General features: G+C 53.5%; 16 protein-coding genes. 3 read left to right on the plus strand and 13 right to left on the minus strand.

Translation table 11 applies throughout. The features are described 5' to 3' along the window. Positions 1 to 19: 19 nt before the first annotated feature. From lolE to lolC, 3 genes are read right to left on the minus strand one after another with little or no spacing between them, the layout of a single operon-like run. Positions 20 to 1,270, minus strand: a complete 1,251-nt coding sequence (gene lolE / locus RAHAQ2_RS14270) for a lipoprotein-releasing ABC transporter permease subunit LolE (protein WP_015697914.1) — start codon at positions 1,268 to 1,270, stop codon at positions 20 to 22. Next, a complete protein-coding gene (gene lolD / locus RAHAQ2_RS14275) occupies positions 1,270 to 1,974 on the minus strand; it encodes a lipoprotein-releasing ABC transporter ATP-binding protein LolD (protein WP_015697915.1) in 705 nt (234 codons plus the stop codon). Before lolD ends, lolE begins: the two co-directional genes overlap by 1 nt. Beyond that, positions 1,967 to 3,169, minus strand: a complete 1,203-nt coding sequence (lolC, locus tag RAHAQ2_RS14280) for a lipoprotein-releasing ABC transporter permease subunit LolC (RefSeq protein ID WP_037039891.1) — start codon at positions 3,167 to 3,169, stop codon at positions 1,967 to 1,969. Before lolC ends, lolD begins: the two co-directional genes overlap by 8 nt. Positions 3,170 to 3,407: 238 nt before the next feature. Here lolC and mfd point away from each other — a divergent pair, with 238 nt between their 5' ends. Genes mfd through RAHAQ2_RS14295 form a run of 3 tightly spaced genes read left to right on the plus strand, consistent with a single transcriptional unit; the run spans position 3,408 to position 8,450 of the window. Further along, positions 3,408 to 6,851 (plus strand): transcription-repair coupling factor, encoded by a 3,444-nt coding sequence (gene mfd, locus RAHAQ2_RS14285; RefSeq protein ID WP_015697917.1) that lies wholly within the window; start codon positions 3,408 to 3,410, stop codon positions 6,849 to 6,851. Positions 6,852 to 6,877: 26 nt separating this feature from the next. Then, positions 6,878 to 7,492, plus strand: a complete 615-nt coding sequence (locus RAHAQ2_RS14290) for a nucleotidyltransferase family protein (protein ID WP_015697918.1) — start codon at positions 6,878 to 6,880, stop codon at positions 7,490 to 7,492. Further along, positions 7,479 to 8,450: an XdhC family protein gene (locus RAHAQ2_RS14295; protein ID WP_015697919.1), complete on the plus strand. Its 972-nt coding sequence runs from the start codon at positions 7,479 to 7,481 to the stop codon at positions 8,448 to 8,450. Before RAHAQ2_RS14290 ends, RAHAQ2_RS14295 begins: the two co-directional genes overlap by 14 nt. A gap of 51 nt (positions 8,451 to 8,501) precedes the next feature. Here the strand turns inward: RAHAQ2_RS14295 and RAHAQ2_RS14300 are convergent, their stop codons facing one another. The 10 genes from RAHAQ2_RS14300 to RAHAQ2_RS14345 form a co-directional block, all read right to left on the minus strand. Further along, positions 8,502 to 9,038 carry a glycine zipper 2TM domain-containing protein gene (locus RAHAQ2_RS14300; RefSeq protein ID WP_013576229.1) on the minus strand — a complete coding sequence of 179 codons (537 nt, stop codon included), beginning with the start codon at positions 9,036 to 9,038 and terminating at the stop codon, positions 8,502 to 8,504. A 374-nt stretch (positions 9,039 to 9,412) separates the two neighbouring features. Continuing rightward, a complete protein-coding gene (locus RAHAQ2_RS14305; protein WP_015697920.1) occupies positions 9,413 to 10,717 on the minus strand; it encodes an NAD(P)/FAD-dependent oxidoreductase in 1,305 nt (434 codons plus the stop codon). 323 nt (positions 10,718 to 11,040) lie between these two features. Continuing rightward, a complete protein-coding gene (ycfP, locus tag RAHAQ2_RS14310; RefSeq protein WP_015697921.1) occupies positions 11,041 to 11,583 on the minus strand; it encodes an alpha/beta hydrolase YcfP in 543 nt (180 codons plus the stop codon). A 52-nt stretch (positions 11,584 to 11,635) separates the two neighbouring features. Continuing rightward, on the minus strand, positions 11,636 to 12,664 hold the full coding sequence (gene nagZ, locus RAHAQ2_RS14315; protein WP_015697922.1) for a beta-N-acetylhexosaminidase: 1,029 nt from the start codon (positions 12,662 to 12,664) through the stop codon (positions 11,636 to 11,638). A 47-nt stretch (positions 12,665 to 12,711) separates the two neighbouring features. Next, entirely contained in the window at positions 12,712 to 13,569 is an 858-nt protein-coding gene (locus RAHAQ2_RS14320; protein ID WP_015697923.1) for a phosphotransferase, read from the minus strand. Further along, a complete protein-coding gene (gene lpoB / locus RAHAQ2_RS14325; protein WP_015697924.1) occupies positions 13,553 to 14,155 on the minus strand; it encodes a penicillin-binding protein activator LpoB in 603 nt (200 codons plus the stop codon). The genes RAHAQ2_RS14320 and lpoB overlap by 17 nt, the downstream gene beginning before the upstream one ends. A 21-nt stretch (positions 14,156 to 14,176) precedes the next feature. Further along, positions 14,177 to 14,545, minus strand: a complete 369-nt coding sequence (locus tag RAHAQ2_RS14330; RefSeq protein ID WP_015697925.1) for a YcfL family putative periplasmic lipoprotein — start codon at positions 14,543 to 14,545, stop codon at positions 14,177 to 14,179. An 8-nt stretch (positions 14,546 to 14,553) separates the two neighbouring features. Then, positions 14,554 to 14,907 (minus strand): purine nucleoside phosphoramidase, encoded by a 354-nt coding sequence (gene hinT / locus RAHAQ2_RS14335; RefSeq protein WP_015697926.1) that lies wholly within the window; start codon positions 14,905 to 14,907, stop codon positions 14,554 to 14,556. Between the two features lie 186 nt (positions 14,908 to 15,093). Next, positions 15,094 to 16,527 (minus strand): PTS glucose transporter subunit IIBC, encoded by a 1,434-nt coding sequence (ptsG, locus tag RAHAQ2_RS14340; RefSeq protein WP_015697927.1) that lies wholly within the window; start codon positions 16,525 to 16,527, stop codon positions 15,094 to 15,096. Between the two features lie 337 nt (positions 16,528 to 16,864). Beyond that, positions 16,865 to 17,659: a metal-dependent hydrolase gene (locus RAHAQ2_RS14345; RefSeq protein WP_015697928.1), complete on the minus strand. Its 795-nt coding sequence runs from the start codon at positions 17,657 to 17,659 to the stop codon at positions 16,865 to 16,867. Between the last annotated feature and the right edge of the window lie 2 nt (positions 17,660 to 17,661).

Genomic DNA, 17,661 nt, shown 5'->3' on the forward strand with positions numbered 1-17,661 from the left:
AACTGCATTTAAAAATAGATTACTGGCCGCCACTGAGTACGCGGGCAGGATCGATACGGCTTGCCCGGCGGGCGGGATACCAGCTTGCCAGCAAACTCAGCACCAGCGCGGTGACCAGTACGCCCGCAACATCCAGCCAGTGAACTTCAGAAGGCAGGAAGTCGATAAAATAAATGTCGCCCGACAGGAACTGGTGACCGGTCAGTTTTTGCAAGGCATTGACGATATTGGTCAGCTGGAAAGCCGCAATCACGCCGATCACCACACCCGCCACGCTGCCCACCAGCCCTGCCAGTAAACCGTACCAGATGAAGACCGCGCGGATAAGTCCGTCTTTCGCGCCAAGTGTGCGCAAAATCGCGATATCGCTGCTTTTATCTTTCACTGCCATCACCAGCGTCGAGACGATATTGAAACAAGCAACGCCAATCACCAGCACCATTGCCATATACATGATAGCGCGCACCATCTGAATATCACGGTACATATAGCCATAAGTCCCGATCCAGCTGCTGATATAAACGTAAGCCTGCGTCACTTCACCCGCGTCGTGCACCAGTTTCTGTGCGGCAAAGACATCGTTCACCTTGATATCAATACCGGTCACGCTGCCGCCCATATCCTGATATTGCTGGGCGTCGGCCAATGGCACCATGCCAAGACTGTGATCAAGTTGCCCGCTAAGCTGCAAGATACCGGCAACCTGCAGGCGAATACGCTTTGGCTGCAACAGCTTCATTTCCGGGTCGCTGTTCGGGATCATCACCGTCACCCAGTCACCCTGTTTGACGCCCACGGCATCCGCCACGCCTTTGCCGAGGATCAGTTGCTGCTGACCGGCTTTAAAATTCTGCCAGGCATTATTCTGCACAAATTTCGGCGCAGCACTGACACGCGGTTCACTCTGCGGATCAACGCCTTTCAGCTGGATGGCGCGCAGTTTGGCACCGTGCTCAATCAGGCCGTTAAACTGAATATAGGGCGCTGCCGCTACAATACCCGGTACTTTTTCCACACGATCCAGCACGCCCTGCCAGTTGTTGAACGGCTGATTGACCGGGCGGATTTCGCCGTGCGGGACGACCGCCAGTACGCGTTCTTTCAGCTCACGTTCAAAACCATTCATGGCGCTGAGACCCACGATCAGCACGGCCACACCCAGCGCAATACCTAACGTTGAAATCACTGAAATCAGCGACACCATGCCGCTGCGACGGCGCCCGCGACTGAACCGCAGGCCAATCAATAATGAAAACGGAATGCCTGACATTACTTCGCTCCCAGCAACATCGAATCCTGCTGCAGCTTGCCGTCACGCATTTCCAGCTGACGCGTCAGACGGTTAGCGAGTTGCAGATCATGGGTCACCACCAGAAATGCCGTTCCCTGACACATATTCAGTTCGCCAAGCAGTTCGAAAATACTGTCGGCATTGCGCTGATCAAGATTACCGGTCGGTTCATCTGCCAACACCAGCGAAGGATTATTCACCAGCGCACGGGCAATCGCCACGCGCTGGCGCTCACCGCCGGAAAGCTCGGAAGGACGGTGATTGCTGCGATGCTGCAAACCCACCGCTTCGAGCATTGCCATCGCCCGCTCCTGCACTTCCGCCGGTTTCTTTTTGCCGATCAGCAGCGGCATCGCCACGTTTTCCAGCGCGGTAAAATCTGGCAGCAAATGGTGGAACTGATAGATAAAGCCCAGCTCACGGTTACGCAATTCTGATTTTGCCGATGAAGACATCGCGTTCAGCGACTGACCTTTGAAAATCACTTCGCCGGACGTCGGGGAATCCAGCCCACCCAGCAAATGCAGTAAGGTGCTTTTGCCGGAACCGGACGTTCCGACAATCGCCATCATCTCACCCGGCTGCATGGCGAAACTCACGTCACGCAGCACGTCGGTATGCATTTTGCCTTCCTGATATGTCTTACAGAGGTTGTCACACTGCAATAATAAAGAATTACTCATAACGTAAAGCCTCTGCGGGATGGGTGGCGGCAGCGCGCCAGGAAGGATAAAGCGTAGATAATAAAGCAATGACCATCGCGACCAGCGCAATGACCACCACCTGAAGCGGTTCGATATCGACCGGCAACGATGCGCCATCAAGCATCAGCCCGATAGCGGGCATAATCGTATTCAGCTGAGTGGCGAGTACCACGCCCAGCACGGCACCCAGCAACGCGCCAATCACACCGGCACTGGCACCCTGCACCATAAACAGCGCCATAATCTGGCGGCGACTTAAACCCTGGGTTTGCAAAATGGCCACTTCGGCTTGTTTCTCCATCACCAGTAATCCCAGTGACGTAATAATGTTAAACGCGGCGACGGCGACGATCAGGCTCAGCAGCAACCCCATCATATTTTTCTCCATGCGCACGGCCTGGAACAACTCACCACGACGTTCGCGCCAGTCTTTCCAGCTGGCACCTTCCGGTAGTTTTTGCGCGCTCAGGCTATCGACGTCCAGCGGTTTGTCGAGGAACAAACGCCAGCCGGTCACATTGCCTTTCGGATACAGCATCAGCCGTGAGGCGTCCTGAATATTGACCAGCATCTGGTAGCCATCCACTTCGCTGTTAGCGGAAAAGGTACCGATGACGTTAAACAAGCGCTGGCTCGGCACGCGCCCGACCGGTGTGAACTGGCTGACGCTGGTGACCATCAGACGCAACTGATCCCCGCGGCGCACTTTTAACTGTTGCGCCAGCTGGTCGCCAAGAATGACGTTGTATTTACCGGGTTGAAGTTCCTGCTGGGCAACCCCAGTTAAGTATTTCGCCAGCGGATCTTTTTGGTCAGGATCTACCCCAAGCATTACGCCTACCGCGACGCTGCCGGGACTTTGTAGCACGACATCACCGGTGGTCAGCGGCACGGCGCGGTTAACGCTTTGCAACGCAGACACCTGTTCATGGGTGATTTTCTGAGGATCGAGGGAACCGCCCGGCGTGGTGATTAACGCCTGAGGCATCAGACCCAGAATGTTGCCTTCCAGATCCTTCTCAAAACCGTTCATCACTGACAGTACGGTCACCAGCGCCATCACCCCGAGGGTGATACCAATGGTGGATAACCAGGAAACAAACCGCCCGAAGCGGTCCGAAGCACGTCCGCGCATGTAGCGCAGACCGATAAATAACGCGACAGGTTGATACATAACATCCGTTTTAAGTGCTTGGCCGCAAATAAGTGCGTGGCGCAGACTAAAGTGATCAAGGATAATAAAGGCTAGCACCGCTTTATGGAACCATTAACCCAAAGTAATCGGTTTAACTTTGTGACGCCGTTGACCGTTTTATACAGACAACGGGTTGACCCCGATTACCCCTGCAAAGCAAGATACGGTCTGCTAATTGGCCTCCGCCAGCCGCCAAAACGAGAACTCAAAACAGCCTATGTCTCAAGATTATCGTTATTCGTTGCCTGAACGTCCGGGCGACACCCGCCTGTTAGGGCAGCTTACGGGCTCTGCCTGCGCGCTGGAATGCGCCCAAATCACTGAACGCCATACGGGCCCGGTCCTGCTGATTGCGCCTGATATGCAAAATGCCCTGCGCCTGCGCGATGAAATTCAACAGTTTACTGATTATAAAGTCCTGAGCATTGCGGACTGGGAAACACTGCCTTACGACAGTTTTTCGCCACATCAGGAAATTATTTCCTCACGTCTTTCCAGTTTGTATCAGCTTCCGACTATGGAACGCGGCATCATCATTCTGCCGGTGAATACGCTGATGCAACGCGTCTGCCCGCATGAATTTCTGCACGGCCACGCGCTGGTGATGAAAAAAGGCCAGCAGCTTTCACGCGATAAACTGCGTGCACAGCTCGAACAAGCCGGTTACCGCAGTGTAGATCAGGTGATGGAACACGGTGAATTTGCTACCCGTGGTGCCCTGCTTGATTTGTATCCGATGGGCAGCGAAGAACCCTACCGCATTGATTTTTTTGATGATGAAATCGACAGCCTGCGCATTTTCGACGTGGATACCCAGCGCACGCTGACTGAAGTGGAACACATCAATCTGCTGCCCGCGCACGAATTTCCGACCGATAAAAACGCCATCGAGCTGTTCCGTAGCCAGTGGCGCGAGAAGTTCGAAGTGCGTCGCGATGCAGAGCACGTTTATCAGCAGGTCAGCAAAGGCACCTTCCCGGCCGGTATCGAATACTGGCAACCGCTCTTTTTCAGTCAGCCGCTGACCACCCTGTTCAGTTATCTGCCGGAAAACACGCTGATACTGAACACCGGCGATCTGGAAGCCGCTGCCGGGCGCTTCTGGCAGGATACCTGCCAGCGTTACGAAAGCCGCCGCGTCGATCCGATGCGTCCGTTGCTCGAGCCGGAAAATCTGTGGCTGCGTGTCGAGTCGCTGTTTACCGAGCTGAAATCCTGGCCACGTGTTCAGTTGCGTACTGATTCGCTGGCGGATAAAGCTGCCAACACCAATCTGAGTTACGAAAAGCTGCCAGATTTATCCGTTCAGCCGCAGAACAAAGCGCCGATGGATAACCTGCGTCGCTTCAATGAATCCTTTGCTGGCAGTCTGGTATTTTCCGTAGAAAGTGAAGGCCGCCGTGAAACGCTTCAGGATCTGCTGGCGCGCATCAAACTGATGCCGACGCTGATCACCCGCATTGAACAAGCTGAAACCGCCGGTCGTTACATCATGATTGGCTCATGCGAACGCGGTTTCCTCGATGCCGGTAAACAGCTCGCACTGATCTGCGAAAGCGATTTGCTGGGTGAGCGCGTGGCGCGTCGCCGTCAGGACAGCCGCCGGTCAATCAATACCGATACGCTGATCCGTAACCTCGCCGAACTGCGTCCCGGCCAGCCGGTGGTGCATGTCGAACATGGCGTGGGGCGTTATCTCGGACTGACGACGCTGGAAACCGGCGGTATTACTGCCGAATATCTGATACTGACCTACGCCGGTGAAGACAAACTGTATGTGCCGGTATCATCGCTGCATCTCATCAGCCGTTATGCAGGTGGCGCCGATGAGAGCGCGCCGCTGCATAAACTCGGCGGTGAAGCCTGGTCGAAAGCGCGGCAGAAAGCGGCGGAGAAAGTGCGCGATGTAGCCGCTGAACTGCTGGATATCTACGCCCAGCGCGAAGCCAAAAGCGGTTTTGCGTTTAAACACGACAAAGAACAGTATCAGTTGTTCTGTCAGGCTTTCCCGTTTGAAACCACGCCGGATCAGGCTCAGGCCATTAACGCTGTCCTGACCGACATGACCCAACCGCTGGCGATGGACCGGCTGGTCTGTGGTGACGTTGGTTTCGGTAAAACCGAAGTGGCGATGCGCGCGGCCTTCCTGGCCGTTTCCAACAACAAGCAGGTGGCGGTGCTGGTGCCTACCACGTTGCTGGCACAGCAGCACTTTGACAACTTCCGCGATCGTTTCGCCAGCTGGCCGGTGCGCATTGAAATGATGTCCCGTTTCCGCAGTGCCAAAGAGCAAAATGTGGTGCTGGAAGATGCGGTTGAAGGCAAAGTCGATATCATTATCGGCACACACAAATTGCTGCAAAGCGATCTGCGCTGGAAAGATCTGGGGCTGCTGATTGTCGACGAAGAACACCGTTTCGGCGTGCGTCATAAAGAGCGCATCAAGGCGATGCGTGCAGACGTGGATATTCTGACCCTGACCGCAACCCCTATCCCGCGTACGCTAAACATGGCAATGAGCGGCATGCGTGACCTGTCGATTATCGCCACACCACCCGCGCGCCGTATGGCGGTTAAAACCTTTGTGCGTGAATACGACAGCCTGGTAGTACGCGAGGCGATCCTGCGTGAAATACTGCGCGGCGGGCAGGTTTATTATCTCTACAACGATGTTGAGAATATCGAGAAAGCGACCCAGCGGCTGGCGGAACTGGTGCCGGAAGCGCGTATCGCTATCGGCCACGGTCAGATGCGTGAACGCGACCTCGAACGGGTGATGAATGATTTCCACCACCAGCGGTTCAACGTACTGGTGTGTACCACCATCATTGAAACCGGTATCGATATTCCGACCGCTAACACGATCATTATTGAGCGCGCCGACCACTTTGGTCTGGCGCAGTTACATCAGTTGCGTGGCCGCGTCGGGCGGTCACACCATCAGGCCTATGCTTATCTGCTGACGCCGCCGCCGAAAGCCATGTCGGTCGATGCGCATAAGCGTCTGGAGGCCATTGCCTCGCTGGAGGATCTGGGTGCCGGTTTTGCGCTGGCGACACACGACCTTGAAATCCGCGGTGCAGGCGAACTGCTCGGTGAAGGCCAGAGCGGCCAGATGACCAGCATCGGTTTCTCGCTGTATATGGAGTTGCTGGAAAACGCCGTCGAAGCGTTGAAAGAAGGCCGCGAACCATCGCTGGAAGATTTAACCACCAGCCAGACCGAAGTCGAAATGCGCATGCCTGCGCTGCTGCCGGAGGATTTCATTCCTGATGTGAATACGCGCCTGTCGTTGTATAAACGTATCGCCAGTGCGAAAAGCGAAGGTGAACTGGATGAACTGCGCGTTGAACTGATTGACCGTTTCGGCACGCTGCCGGACGGTGCGCGTAATTTGTTGCAGATTGCCGTACTGCGCCTTAAAGCCAAAGAACTGGGTATCCGCCGTATTGAAGGCAATGAGCGCGGTGGATTCATTGAGTTTGGCGATAAGAACCGTGTGGATCCGGGCTTCCTGATTGGTCTGTTACAGAAACAACCACAGGTTTATCGTCTGGACGGCCCGGCAAAACTGAAGTTTATGTTAGATCTGACCGATCGTCCGAAACGCCTGAAGTTTGTCGGTGACATGCTGAGTGAGTTTACTGAGCATCTGATCTGAAAATGAACAAGAGGAATTCATGCAAAATGGCAGGTATTATTCTTCTCGCAGCAGGTACCGGAAGCCGGTTTATTGCCGCAGGGGGTAAAGGAAACAAGCTGAATGCTCCCCTGCAAAAAACAGCAGGAAACGCTGTCACGGTTTTTGAGGCCACTTTGCGTCAGGCTCGCGCGAGCCGGTTGCCGGTACACGTGGTCACCCGCCCTGAAAACCGTCCGGTTCAGGAATGTTGTTTGCGCGAGGGAATACCGTTTACGCTCATCAGCAGTACCGGCACCGGAGGATCCATCGCCGCCGGTGTGCGTGATACAGCAGACTGGGACGGCTGGCTGATCCATCTGGCCGATATGCCTTTTGTCACCCCAGAAGTTTTTGCCGCCGTGGCGGATACTTTGGGTCGGGGGACGATCGTACGCCCGTACTGGCAAAACGAACCGGGGCATCCTGTCGGTTTTGCCCTGCCAATGCGTGAAAAACTCCTGCTCTTGCGCGGTGACAACGGCGCACGGGAACTGTTCCGCAGCCATGCCTGGGTACGCCTGGATTTCAACAATCCTGCCGTGACGACAGACATCGATTTTCCGGAGCAACTTTCCTCTTCCCTGCTTATTCCGGACGGAAATCAGTATGCAGCATCTTGATAATGAGGTGATTTCTCAGGCCATAACATGGCTGACACATCAGCCGGTATGGCTTTGTACAGTGCTCAACACCTACGGTTCTTCTCCGCGCGCGCCAGGTGCCTTGATGGTCGCGACACGCGACGGGCATTTCTGCGGGTCGCTTTCCGGCGGCTGTGTCGAAGAAGATTTTTTGCAGCGTATTGCGGCGGGTGAATATCAGCAACCGAGCCAGATTGTGCGCTATGGCGAAGGGGGGCTGACGCCCGATATCGCGCTGCCGTGTGGGGGGGCGCTGGACGTGCTGCTCGAATATTTACCTGCGACTGCCGATAATAGAGATTATCTGCAACGCATGGGGATGGCGCTTGCGGGTCATTACGCGCTCAGCAAATCCATCACACCGCCTGCCGCCTGTGATCATCTGGCGCTGACAGATTATTATCATGCCACGCAAATCATACGCGACGGCGATTGCGTCATGTTGCATCTGGCGGCACCGCCAAGGTTACTGATCGCCGGTCTGTCGGGCGTGGCTCTCTACTGCGCCGATTTTGCCTGCGCACTGGGCTTCGAAGTGGTGGTTTGCGAATGTCGGGATGACGTGCTGGAAAACTTTTTACCGAGGCTGAAATCGGAGGTCCGGCTGGAAAAGCAGTTTCCGGCAAAATATCTCGAACAGCAAAGCTGTCATGCGAATACCGCGATTGTGGCGCTGACCCACGATCCGCGAATGGATGACCTGACGCTGATGGAAGCAGTGAACACCCCGGCATTTTACATCGGTGCGATGGGTTCACAGCGCAACAGCGCACGACGCCATGCGCGTCTGCAAAGCATCGCTGATTTCACTGCGGAAGATTTTTCCCGCCTGCACGCACCAGTGGGATTGCAAATTGGCAGCAAAACTCCGGCTGAAATCGCACTCGCCGTCATGGCCGATATCGTAAAACACAAAAATGGCATTAAAGCGGTATAAAAAAACCTGAGGTTTCCCCCAGGTTTTTCATTTTTTGCAGTTACCGTTTGTTTATGAACGGGTAAGTTGCAACTGACCGCTTTTATCCAGCGGAATTTGTGTGCCCGGATCGTGGTCCATACGCACTTTGCCTTGCTGATCGCCTATTTTATAGGTCACATCATAACCCAGCGTTTTATCTTCTTTGTCATACACGGTTTTACAGCGCTGCTGCTGCGTGGTGTAGGTGTCGTTTTCCTGCATGCTGCTCTGCACACGGTTCCCCGCATAGCCCCCGCCCAGTGCACCCGCGACTGTCGCAACGTCACGCCCGCGGCCGCCGCCAAACTGATGACCCAGCACGCCACCGGCGACTGCGCCGAGTACGGAACCGGCAATCTGATGCTCATCCTGTACAGGACGTCGGTGAGTGACCGTCACATTACGACATTCCTGACGCGGGATTTTCGTCGTTTCTTTAATTGGCGTCGCGCTGACGACCTGCGCGTATTCCGGGCCAGATGAAAAAACATTCATGCTTGCAACGCCAGCAATGCCCAACGCCGCAGCCACACCGATACCGACCCCAGCTAACATTGACTTGTTCACAGGACTTCCTCCGAAAATGTTACCACGCAATGACTCCGTGACCGGGGTCCCTCAGCGGACAACTTCACATCTGAGGTTCGGCGTGCGTGAATCGCCGTCTGTGACAATCTGCTCTTCTAAACGTTGTTCTTGTAAACGTGATGTTAAGTCTGCACGCCCAAACGTAAGCAAACAATAAGACGAAATCTGTAAGTGAGATAAACAACCGGTGCCCCCTTCTGTTTCGGAGGATTCTTAGCAGGCAGAATAATCGTGGCGGGATCTTATGCTGTTTACGGGGGATAGAGGCGCAGATAGGAAAAAGCCTGTCATAAACAGGCTATTAGATATGAAACGATTCAGCTGGCGTTGAAAAAAACACCAGCTGACGGGTATCAGTGCAGTTTAAGACGCGGGCGGATCACACGGTTAATACCGCCGACCAGCATCATCAGACCGGTTTTGATGTAACCGTGTAATGCAATCTGGTGCATACGGTACAGCGAGATATAAACCAGTCTCGCCAGACGACCTTCGACCATCATAGAGCCGCGCATCAGGTTACCCATCAGGCTACCAACAGTACTGAAACGTGACAGAGACACCAGTGAGCCGTGATCTTTATAAACGTAAGGTTTCAGGCTCTGCCCCTTGCGCTGCGCCATGATATTGGCGAAGCAGCGGGACGCCATCTGGTGCGCTGACTGCGCACGTGGCGGCACAAAACCACCGGAAGGCTGCGGACAGGATGCACAGTCGCCAATCGCGTAGATGTTCGGGTCACGTGTGGTTTGCAGAGTCGGTTCCACCACCAGCTGATTGATACGATTAGTTTCCAGACCCGCAATCTCTTTCATGAAATCAGGCGCTTTAATCCCGGCCGCCCAAACCATCAGGTCTGCATCAATGAATTCGCCGGTCCTGGTGTTCAGGCCATGTTTATCAGCACTGGTGACCATGGTTTGCGTCAGAACACGCACGCCCAGTTTGGTCAGCTCGCTGTGCGCCGCCGCAGAAATGCGCGCAGGCAAGGCAGGCAGAATACGCTCACCGGCTTCCACCAGCGTGACGTTCAGCGCTTCGCTGTCGAGCCCTTCGAAACCGTAGCTGTGCAGTTGTTTTACCGCGTTGTGCAGCTCGGCAGACAGTTCAACACCGGTCGCCCCGCCGCCAACAATCGCAATGTTCACTTTCTTCTGCTTGTCAGAACTTGCAGAGAATTTGAGGAACAGGTTCAGCATTTCATTATGGAAACGGTGCGCCTGATGCGGGTTATCCAGGAAGATGCAGTGATCTTTCACGCCCGGCGTACCGAAGTCGTTAGAGGTACTGCCCAGTGCCATCACCAGTGTGTCATACGCGATATCACGCACCGGCACCAGCAATTCACCGTTTTCGTCGCAAATCTCAGCCAGTTTGATGGTCTGACTTTCGCGGTCAATGTCAGTCAGTGAACCGATCTGGAAAGTGAAACCGTGGTTGCGGGCATGAGCCAGATAGCTCAGCGCATCCACGCCGTCGTCCAGACTGCCGGTCGCCACTTCATGTAACAGTGGTTTCCATAAATGGCTGTGGTTGCGATCGACCAGAATGATCTCCGCTTTTTTGTTGCGGCCAAGTTTATGGCCCAGGCTGGTCGCCAGTTCCAGACCGCCGGCGCCGCCGCCGATAATCACAATTTTCTTCATTGGTGATGTCAAAATGACCCCCTCAAATGTGAACCAATTGTTATATAAGAGTAAAAATATTATCCTTATATTACATAGGGTTGCTTAAGTTAAATCGGTATCTGAGACGGAGGATATCACGCGTGGTGATTTGGTCATACCAAAATTGATGTAGGTCAATTTAAATTCAATTGGATAATTTGAGTCAGGGTAATGGCATGTATTTTACCATTTTTAAATCAGCAGGTTAGACGCAGTTCTGCCATGAAAACGATTTCTGAGGCAGGAATGAGGCAAATAAAAAACCACTGCACGAAGGCAGTGGTGAGTCGCGATTTCAGAAACGGAATGTTAAATCAGACGATGTTTTTGAATGCTTTAATGCGTTGCAAATGCGTCGAGATATCTTTGAATTTATGGCTCTGATGCTCGTCCCATTCAACCGGATAATAGTGATGCAATTTCTCAGCCGTTTTGCTGCTGTCGAGCACACCGTCTTCACGGGATAAAATCACCAGACAACGGTCACGGTTTTTCTCGCGGAAATCGCTGATGCATTTGGTGGCGATATCTTCATACTCTTCAGGGCGGTCGATTTTTCCGGTCATATTATCCTGCGGTGATAAATTCGGGTTAAACATCACCTGGCGGATCCCGCACAGAAAACCGATACGTTCAGCCCAGAAGCCGCCGAGCCCGACGCCGCAAATCAGCGCATTTTTGTCCGTCGTTTCATGCAGCACTTTATCCACTTCTTTTAGCAGATGTTGCATGTCATGACGCGGGTGAAGCGTGCTGTAACTGATGAAGCGCACGTCCGGATCAATGAACTGTAACTGCAACACTTTCTCATGGTTACCGGGACTCGTTGAATCGAAGCCATGCAAATAGATAATCATTATTTACCTCATCCTGAATGTGCGTTGAACCCTTCACGCGGTCGGGAAAACCTTACAGGGCAGCCTGTTTGTGTTCCTGCCAGCGGGCGTCGAGTGTGGTCAGATCACGGTTTGCCTCTTGCCAGCGACTCGAATTTTGCAGGTCCTGACGGGCCTGTTTTCCAGTGTACCGTCCGCGATGATACAACTGTGCAACACGCTCAGCGTTGACCGGGGACAGGTTATCCAGCACGCTCACCGCCCCCTGCCGGTTATTACAGGCCAGGATCATGTCGCAGCCCGCATCCAGAGAGGCCTGCGCGCGCTCGGGATACGTCCCCATGATTGCCGCGCCTTCCATGGAAATATCATCGGAGAAGATCACGCCGTTGAAATTCAGCTCCTTGCGTAAAATTTCCTGCAACCAGTATGGCGAACCACTGGCCGGACGCGGATCGGCCTGGGTATATATCACGTGCGCTGGCATCACGGCATCCAGCAATTTACGTTCGTTAAGCTGACGGAAGATAGCCATGTCGTGCTCGCGGATAATCTCCAGTGGCCGATCGTCACGCGGTGTTTCTTTATGGGAATCCGCACTGACGGCACCGTGCCCCGGAAAATGCTTACCGGTGGTTTTCATGCCAGCAGAATGCATACCGAGAATATACTGTTCAGCTATCTCCAGTGCTTTCCGGGGTTCTGCATGGAATGAACGTTCGCCGATAGCTGCGCTGATATGCCCGATATCCAGCACAGGCGCAAAGCTGATGTCGATATCCATCGCAATCATTTCTGACGCCATCAGCCAGCCGCTTTCCTGCGCGAGTCGTGCGGCTTCATGTGGCTCATTGAGGGCAGCAAAAGATTGTGCCGCAGGCAAACGGGTGAAACCTTCGCGAAAACGCTGCACACGTCCGCCTTCCTGATCCACGGCCAGTACCAGCCTGTCGTGCGACGCAGCGCGGATCTGACGGATCAGTTCATGCAACTGATCGACATCATGATAATTTCGGGTGAATAAAATCAGCCCGCCCACCAGCGGATGCTGCAAAATTTCACGTTCTTCGGCATCCAGCGCATAGCCAGCGACATCCAGCATTACAGGTCCTAACAAAATGGACGCTCCTTTTATTTTTCAGATAATTATCACGGGCGCAACGGGCGCGCCCATTCACTGTATTGACTCTCGCCGGTCTGCTGCCAGCGCACTTCAAACCACATCAGCATCAGGTAATTGACCCAGGGGATCCAGCGGTTAACCTGCTGCTGCAAAACGGCTAAATTATGATACCCGCCAGCATTTACGTACTCGCCTATGAATGCGTTTTGCTGATGATGATCCCAGCCGTTACCGCAAATAATCGCCGCCAGCTCCAGCGCAATATCCGCATTCGCCGCGTATTCCCAGTCAATCAGCCGCAGCCCCTCAGGCGTATTCAGCACATTACCTGCGTGAATATCCATATGCACCAGCGCCAGTTTCAGCGGTGACGGCGGAGCCTGCGACAGCATTTTTTGGTGCAAACGCAACCAGTGCGGCGTCAGCCTGCGCCGGTCGATATGATGCCAGTAACGGGCAAATTGCTGCTGTAAGTCCAGCCGGTAGCCCGACAGCGGCAACTGATGTAACTGCACCAGACGCTGGCATAAGCTCTTGCGCACGGAAGCGGCGCCGAACGCCTGATCATCAAGCGGTGTTCCGACAATCCAGTCGACTATCAGCCACGGCGGCGAATAAAGTCTGACACAAGGGCCTAATTTATGCCGCGCGATATGCCGCAAAATCGCAGCTTCACGTTGCCGGTCAGCGCCCGAAACTTGCCGCTGTGCAGACTGATGACGTGCCAGAAATTCGCCAGCAGGTGAGCTTATTCTCCAGCTTTCGCCGGTCAGCCCGGCAACCGGTAATAAACGAAAACCGGCGGTTTTCACCGCCGGATAATGTTGTTCAATCAGTTGCTGTAGTTCGGCTTGCAGAATCTCAGCGCTAATTCTGGACTGCACCGCGGCCTGACCAGACGATTTCTCCGCTCGGTGCGGTAAGCAGGCGCATCGACATGGTCGGTGCTTTCACGTCGCCGCTCACTGTGCTGTAAAGCACGTACTGCGCTTTCACGATGTTTGCCAGGCCGATGGCCTTGCTGACCGAAGCCAGACTGTCATCCGGCGATAATCCCAGTGACTGTTTGGCCGAAGCCAGTTGCCCGGCAGGCACCACCTGGAAGGTGGTGTTATTGGCCAGCGCGTTGCGCAATGCATCGGTGGCTTTCGCCATTTGCAGGGAACCGTTGGTGCTGTTTTTCACCCCATCCACCAGCAGAACGCTGCCCGGCTGCACACCACCAGATTTCAGCATTTTCGCGAGCATTGGCTCAACGGTAGCTGTCCAGTCGATATTGGCAAATTTAGGTGGCTGCGGAACGGGCTGGACCTGGGGCTGCTCAGGAACCGGCGGGTTCACCGGTGGCAACGGCTGCTGTGGTTGCTGCGGTTGTTCAGGCTGCTGTGGTTGGGGTTGCTGCTGGTTTGGCAACGTACAACCGCCAAGGATCAATGCAGCCATTGCCACAATGAGGAAATACTTTTTCATCAACCTTCTCCGTATAAAAAATTAGAGATAAAGGTAAATACGCACACTGTACGCATCAAGATTACCGTTCATGGAACTGACGTCCACGCTACTGTTGGCAGGAACGGTAATGGTTCTGGCCTCGGCGACCGGGAATAAATCCAGCCCCTGTTTATCATACCAATAGAAACGGTAATGCAGGGTGACAGGGTGTGGCTGGTTGTTATCCAATGTCGTTGTCGCTTTTTTCTGCCCGCCGGAATCAGACACGGATGGCGAACCCGGGATGATGCCCGCCGTCAGAACAGGGGATTCCATTACCACTCTTTGTTGATTATTCAGTGCAATAGTGGGCTTGCTGCTACAGCCTATCAACAAAATTACCGGCAATAACGCCATCAGAAAACGCATGTTTACCCTTACTGACGTGACAGCAATGGACCCAGTGCACGGCCACCGACCAGATGCATATGGATGTGATAAACCTCCTGACCGCCGTCTCGGTTGCAGTTGACGATCAGGCGGTAACCGCTTTCGGCAATGCCTTCCTGTTCAGCAATTTTCGCCGCCACCGTCATCATTCTGCCCAGCGCCGCTTCATGCGTGGCATTCACGTCGTTCATGGTCGGGATCAGAACATTCGGGATAATCAGAATGTGGCTGGGTGCCTGAGGAGAAATGTCGCGAAACGCGGTGACAAGTTCGTCCTGATAAACCACATCAGCAGGGATTTCACGGCGAATAATTTTGCTGAAAATTGTCTCTTCGGCCATCTTAACTGTCCTTAACAAAGTAAAAAGCGTTGTACGCAGTATGGGTTAGAATTTCCATTCCTTTCAACCTGATTACGCTTTTTGATGCTTAATTGACGCAGAAAGCGTCAGCCAGCGCCCTGCCGAATCGCAGACATAAAAAAAGAGGCCGGAGCCTCCTTTCTCAGAACCAGACATTGCTCACCATTAATGGTTACGCATGTACTCGTCCATATCGGTTTTCAGGTTGTCAGACTTGGTACCGAAAATTGCCTGAACACCAGAACCCGCAACCACCACACCTGCTGCACCCAATTTTTTCAGGCCAGCCTGATCCACTTTGGATACATCCGCCACGCTGACGCGCAGACGGGTAATACAGGCATCGAGGTTAGTGATGTTTTCTTTACCGCCGAAAGCCTGAACCAGAGAAGCAGACATTTCAGAACCGCCCTGAGTCGTGGTTTCGCTGGTTGCGTCTTCACGGCCAGGGGTTTTCAGATCCAGTTTCGCAATCAGGAAACGGAAGATGCTGTAGTAAATGACCGCATACACCGCACCCACGATTGGGAACAACCAGATTTTGCTGCTGTTACCGCTCAGGACGATGAAGTCGATCAGACCGTGCGAGAAGCTGGTACCGTCACGCATACCCAGCAGGATACAGATCGGGAATGCCAGACCGGCCAGAATCGCGTGGATCACGTACAGGATCGGCGCAACGAACATGAAGGAAAATTCGATTGGCTCAGTGATACCGGTCAGGAATGCAGTCAGTGCAGCGGAAATCATGATACCGCCGACTTTTGCACGGTTTTCAGGTTTCGCTGAATGCCAGATGGCCACCGCAGCAGCAGGCAGACCGTACATTTTGAACAGGAAGCCGCCTGACAGTTTACCCGCAGTCGGGTCACCGGCCATGTAACGTGGGATATCGCCGTGGAACACCTGACCTGCAGAGTTCACGTACTCACCGATTTGCATCTGGAATGGAACGTTCCAGATATGGTGCAGACCAAACGGCACCAGTGCACGTTCAACGACACCGTAAATACCGAACGCCACCACCGGGTTCTGATAAGCGGCCCATTGTGAGAAGGTCTGAATACCTGTACCGATTGGCGGCCAGATGAAGGACAGCACCACGCCCAGGATAATCGCAGCCAGACCAGAGATGATCGGAACAAAACGTTTACCGGCAAAGAAGCCCAGGTATTCTGGCAACTTGATACGGTAGAAACGGTTGAACATGTAGGCCGCAATCGCACCGGAGATGATACCCCCCAATACGCCGGTATCGGCCAGATGCTTGGCTGCAATTTCTTCAGCGGGCAAATGCAGAACCAATGGGGCAACAACCGCCATGGTTTTCACCATGATGCCGTATGCCACAACGGACGCCAGTGCAGAAACACCGTCGTTGTTAGTGAAGCCTAAGGCAACACCGATAGCAAAGATCAGAGGCATGTTAGCGAAGACTGAACCACCGGCTTCGGCCATAACATGAGAAACGATCAGTGGCAGCCAGCTAAAGTTTGCAGAACCGACACCAAGCAGGATACCTGCGATTGGCAGTACGGATACTGGCAGCATTAGCGATTTACCGACCTTTTGAAGGTTTGCAAACGCGTTCTTAAACATAATTGATTGTGCTCCTGAGTAATGATGCTTTTTGATACTTCTTGCGGTTTAGCCTGATAACTCACCGCTTTGCAAAGGGTCGTACTGCCCTTTGCTATCGGGTGTCTGAGCACCCCTTTTAATTTTTACGCAGGGTAAAATAATTCCCTTTGTTAATGTTTGATGGCAGTCACGTTTTTCTGAAAAATGCAGCAATCGCGCCTTAAAAGCCACCATTTATCAACATAAAATCCGAATAAAAACCCCTGACACCGCCAAAAACGGTGCCAAGATACCTCATTCACAGGATTAATTACGAGGTGAAAAATAAATCCAGAGAATATGACCTCGCTTCAGACTAGATCAGGGAGAAAGAGTCGATGTGAAATAATCGTGAAAAGTTTGCGGTGGTGGCTTCGGCAAGCCGTTCCACGCTCACGCCTTTGAGCACTGCCATGTATTCGGCAACGTCACGCACATAAGCAGGCTGGTTTTCCTTTCCGCGATGCGGTACCGGTGCCAGATATGGCGAATCCGTTTCCACCAGCAAACGATCCAGCGGGACATAACGTGCCACTTCACGCAACGCTTCCGCATTACGGAAAGTCACAATGCCGGAGAAAGAAATATAAAAACCCAAATCCAGCAGGAACTCTGCGGTCGGTAAGTCTTCGGTGAAACAGTGCAGCACGCCGCCACACTCACCGGCGTTCTCTTCTTTTAGAATATCCAGCGTATCCTGACGGGCATCGCGGGTATGCACGATCACCGGCTTGTTCAGTTCACGACCAATGCGGATATGCTCACGGAAAGAATCCTGTTGCAGTTTCAGCTGACCGGCTTCTTTCTGATAAAAATAATCCAGGCCAGTTTCCCCCATCGCCACCACTTTCGGACTGACCGCAAGCTCACGCAGTTCGTTGAAGTCGTAACCATCGTCGATATTCAGCGGATGAACACCGCAGGAAAATGCCACGTCCGGGCGATCACCAATCAGTTGCGTCATCGAGCGGTAGCCCGGCAGCGTTGTTGCAACGGCCAGCATGAATTTCACATCACGTTCACGGGCTTTTTCCAGCACACTGTCCACGCCGGAATGCAGTTCGTTGTAATCCAGGCTGTCGAGGTGGCAGTGGGAATCGACTAAAAACATAA

This window comes from Rahnella aquatilis CIP 78.65 = ATCC 33071 (assembly GCF_000241955.1).
Lineage (GTDB): Bacteria > Pseudomonadota > Gammaproteobacteria > Enterobacterales > Enterobacteriaceae > Rahnella > Rahnella aquatilis.

What these genes read in the sequence shown, in the direction of transcription:
- lolE (WP_015697914.1), bottom strand. Translation starts at nt 1,270, where the DNA reads ATGTCAGGCATTCCGTTTTCATTATTGATTGGCCTGCGGTTCAGTCGC.
- lolD (WP_015697915.1), bottom strand. Translation starts at nt 1,974, where the DNA reads ATGAGTAATTCTTTATTATTGCAGTGTGACAACCTCTGTAAGACATAT.
- lolC (WP_037039891.1), bottom strand. Translation starts at nt 3,169, where the DNA reads ATGTATCAACCTGTCGCGTTATTTATCGGTCTGCGCTACATGCGCGGA.
- mfd (WP_015697917.1), top strand. Translation starts at nt 3,408, where the DNA reads ATGTCTCAAGATTATCGTTATTCGTTGCCTGAACGTCCGGGCGACACC.
- RAHAQ2_RS14290 (WP_015697918.1), top strand. Translation starts at nt 6,878, where the DNA reads ATGGCAGGTATTATTCTTCTCGCAGCAGGTACCGGAAGCCGGTTTATT.
- RAHAQ2_RS14295 (WP_015697919.1), top strand. Translation starts at nt 7,479, where the DNA reads ATGCAGCATCTTGATAATGAGGTGATTTCTCAGGCCATAACATGGCTG.
- ycfP (WP_015697921.1), bottom strand. Translation starts at nt 11,583, where the DNA reads ATGATTATCTATTTGCATGGCTTCGATTCAACGAGTCCCGGTAACCAT.
- nagZ (WP_015697922.1), bottom strand. Translation starts at nt 12,664, where the DNA reads ATGCTGGATGTCGCTGGCTATGCGCTGGATGCCGAAGAACGTGAAATT.
- lpoB (WP_015697924.1), bottom strand. Translation starts at nt 14,155, where the DNA reads ATGAAAAAGTATTTCCTCATTGTGGCAATGGCTGCATTGATCCTTGGC.
- RAHAQ2_RS14330 (WP_015697925.1), bottom strand. Translation starts at nt 14,545, where the DNA reads ATGCGTTTTCTGATGGCGTTATTGCCGGTAATTTTGTTGATAGGCTGT.
- hinT (WP_015697926.1), bottom strand. Translation starts at nt 14,907, where the DNA reads ATGGCCGAAGAGACAATTTTCAGCAAAATTATTCGCCGTGAAATCCCT.
- ptsG (WP_015697927.1), bottom strand. Translation starts at nt 16,527, where the DNA reads ATGTTTAAGAACGCGTTTGCAAACCTTCAAAAGGTCGGTAAATCGCTA.
- RAHAQ2_RS14345 (WP_015697928.1), bottom strand. Translation starts at nt 17,659, where the DNA reads ATGTTTTTAGTCGATTCCCACTGCCACCTCGACAGCCTGGATTACAAC.